The 3588-nt window shown below is 56.6% G+C and carries 3 pseudogenes; all 3 read left to right on the forward strand.

The features are described from left to right. Positions 1-17 precede the first annotated feature (17 nt). Positions 18-1389 (forward strand): annotated as a pseudogene (locus CPT76_RS22550) (UDP-N-acetylmuramoyl-tripeptide--D-alanyl-D-alanine ligase). Positions 1390-1409: 20 nt separating this feature from the next. Next, positions 1410-2376: pseudogene (gene mraY, locus CPT76_RS22555) on the forward strand (phospho-N-acetylmuramoyl-pentapeptide-transferase). A 3-nt stretch (positions 2377-2379) separates the two neighbouring features. After that, positions 2380-3588, forward strand: a pseudogene (gene murD / locus CPT76_RS22560) (UDP-N-acetylmuramoyl-L-alanine--D-glutamate ligase); the annotation flags it as partial.

The following is a 3588-nucleotide window of genomic DNA, read 5'->3' on the forward strand; positions in this document are numbered from 1 at the left end:
AGGGGATTGGATAAGTGATTACGACGACTTTAGGCCAAATGGCCGCCATGTGCGGAGGAACACTCTCGCAGGAACAACACCGGGAGCTGCCGATTCAAGGCGTGTTTACGGACTCCCGACAAATAAAGCAAGGAAGCCTGTTCGTCCCGCTCGTCGGGGAACGTTTTGACGGACACGCTTATGCCGAATCCGTACTGAAGGACGGAGCGGGCGCGACGCTGTGGCAGCGCGACCGGGGCGAGGCGCCGGCGGGAGCTGTCATTCTTGTCGATGACACGCTCGCGGCGCTGCAGACCCTGGCTGAGGCCTATTTGGCGGAAGTAGGCTGCCGCGTAGTCGGCATTACGGGCAGCAACGGCAAAACGACGACGAAGGATATGGTGTATACCCTTCTGTCTACGACCTATAAAGTTCATAAAACCGGGGGCAATTTCAATAATCATATTGGACTGCCCTTAACCATTTTAGAGATGCCGGCGGATACGGAAATCGCCGTATTGGAGATGGGAATGAGCGGCCGGCATGAGATCGAGCGTCTCTCCCAAATCGCCCGTCCTGATGTGGCGGTCATTACCAATATCGGGGAAGCGCATCTGCTTCAGCTCGGTTCAAGACATGAAATTGCCCGGGCCAAGGTGGAAATTATTAGCGGCATGAAGCCAGCCGCTGATTCCTACGGTGCTCGGCGAAGCCGAAACGGTGAAACCCGGAGGGCTCCGGACCTTTACGTTCGGGTTGGATCAGAGCAACGACGATTACCCCACAGGGATGATGTTCCACAGCAAGGGGATTATTTTTACGTCACTGCTGCATCCGGAGGAGGGGCTGGATCTGCCGCTGCTTGGCCAGCATAACGTCATTAACTGCCTTGCAGCGCTCGCGGTGGCCCGCCATTTCGGTATTAGCGAGGAGAACATCCGCACGGGACTGACCGGACTGCATTTGACCGGGATGCGGATCGAGCAAATCGTGGCGCCGAGCGGGCTGACCATTCTGAACGACGCCTACAATGCCAGCCCAACCTCCATGAAGGCCGCGATCGACGCGCTTCATAGTCTCAAAGGTTATCATCACAAAGTAGCCGTGCTGGGGGACATGCTGGAGCTTGGGCCGCAGGAAAAGGAGTTCCATGCCGAGATCGGGCAGTACGCCGCGGCGGACCGGGTGGATGTGCTGTACACGTACGGAGCGTTGTCGGAGGAGACCGCTGAAGCGGCCCGGAAGATTCGTCCGGATCTGAGCGTATTTTCTTTTACGGNTAAAGCTGAGCTGATCCCTCATCTCATCAAGCGCGTTCATGCCAAAGATGTGGTGCTCGTCAAGGCGTCGCGGGGTATGAAGCTCGAAGAAATTGTGGATGCTCTAGTTAAGGAAAACTTGCAGAAATAGCGCACAGAGGGGGTGAATCCATGGACTATCAACTATTGCTGTTAACGATCGGTGTATCTTTTATTCTCGCGGTGATTGCCGCTCCGCTGCTTATTCCGCTGCTCAGGCGTATGAAGTTCGGCCAGCAGGTCCGCGACGACGGGCCGCAGACCCATTTGAAGAAGGCGGGAACGCCGACAATGGGCGGAATCGTCATTATTTTGGCTTTTACGCTTGCTTTTCTGAAATTTTCCGTCATTAATACGGATTTTTACGTGCTGCTCGTAGCCACGCTTGGCTTCGGCCTGATCGGATTTCTTGATGATTATATTAAAATCGTGTTCAAGCGTTCGCTCGGACTGACGGCGAAACAGAAGCTTATCCTGCAGCTGCTCTTCGCGGCGATCATGTGTTACCTGCTCATCAAGAACGGCCACAGCACGGCGATCAGCGTGCCGGGAACGTCGTGGTCGTTTGACTGGAGCGGATGGTTCTATTATCCGTTCATCGTCATTATGATGATGGCTGTGACCAACGCGGTCAATTTCACGGACGGGGTCGACGGACTGCTGTCCGGCGTCAGCGCTATCGCTTTTGCCGCATTCGCCATCGTCGCCATGCAGGCGACCTCGCTGTCGGCCGCCGTTTGTGCTGCTGCCATGATCGGGGCGGTGCTCGGGTTTCTTGTATTTAACGCCCACCCGGCCAAAGTATTCATGGGGGATACAGGTTCGCTCGGCATTGGCGGAGCCATCGGCGGCATCGCCATCGTCACCAAAACCGAGCTGCTGTTTATCGTGATCGGCGGCGTGTTCGTCATCGAAATGCTGTCCGTCGTTCTTCAGGTCGCATCATTCAAGACCCGGGGCAAACGTATCTTTAAAATGAGTCCGATTCACCATCATTTCGAGCTGACCGGATGGTCCGAATGGCGGGTCGTCATGACCTTCTGGGCGGTAGGCATCGTGCTCGCGGGACTTGGACTTTAACTTGAACAAGGGGTTGTAGAAGATGAAGCATCCAGATTCGTACAGGGGTAAAGAGATCGTAGTGCTCGGGCTTGCCCGAAGCGGCGTGCAGGTCGCCAAAGTACTGACACCAGGCCGGAGACGATTGTTACTGTGAATGATCGAAAGGAAAAGGATCAATGTCCCGAAGCCGGGGAACTGGAGCCCTTGGGAATCACCGTCATTTGCGGTGGTCATCCCGAGGGGCTGGTTCATCCCGGTATTTCTCTGCTCGTCAAAAATCCGGGGATTCCGTACACAGCTCCGCCGGTGCAGGAAGCGCTGAAACTTGGGATCGAAGTGGTGACCGAGGTGGAAGTCGCCTATCACATCTGCGAGGCGCCGATTATCGGGATCACCGGCTCCAACGGCAAAACGACCACCACGACGTGGGTGGGCAACATGCTGGAAGCGGCCGGTATGCATCCGATCGTCGCCGGCAACATCGGCACGCCGCTGTGCGAAGCGGCGCAGCATGCCGATGCGGGCAACTGGATGGTGACCGAGCTCAGCAGCTTTCAGCTGAAAGGAACGACGGATTTCCGTCCGCGTATCGGCTGCCTGCTGAACCTGACGGAAACCCATCTTGATTATCATGGCAGCATGGAAGACTATGCTTCTTCCAAAGCAAAAATGTTCGCCAATCAGACAGAGGATGATACCGCGGTCCTCAATTGGGATGATTCTTACTGCCGCAGCCTGGTGCCTTATATAAAGGCCAAGCTGCTTCCGTTCTCGGTGACGGAAGAACTGCAAGTCGGCGTGTATGTGAGCCCGCCTTATATTCCGGACACGGAAGACGACCTAGAGCGCAGCATCGTATACCGCGATTCGGACGGGCGGTCCCAGGTAATCATCCCCGTGAAGGAAATCGGTATTCCCGGCCGGTTTAACGTCGCAAACGCCGCAGCGGCCTGCGCGATCGCGATCGCAGCCGGCGCCGCACCAGACCGGTTGGCCGAACCTCTGGCTTCGTTCCACGGGGTGGAGCACCGCTTGGAGTATGTCAGAGACGTCGGCGGTGCTGCCTATTACAACAATTCCAAAGCGACGAACGCCAAAGCGACAGGCATGGCGCTCGCCTCGTTCCATCAGCCGGTCGTGCTGATTGCCGGCGGTCTGGACCGCGGCTCGGATTACATGGAGCTGATGCCGCTGCTGAGCGAGCACGTCAAGGCGGTTGTGGTGCTCGGCGAAACGGCGGATAAAATCG

This window comes from Paenibacillus sp. AR247, from assembly GCF_002968895.1.
Classification (GTDB): domain Bacteria; phylum Bacillota; class Bacilli; order Paenibacillales; family Paenibacillaceae; genus Paenibacillus_AQ; species Paenibacillus_AQ favisporus.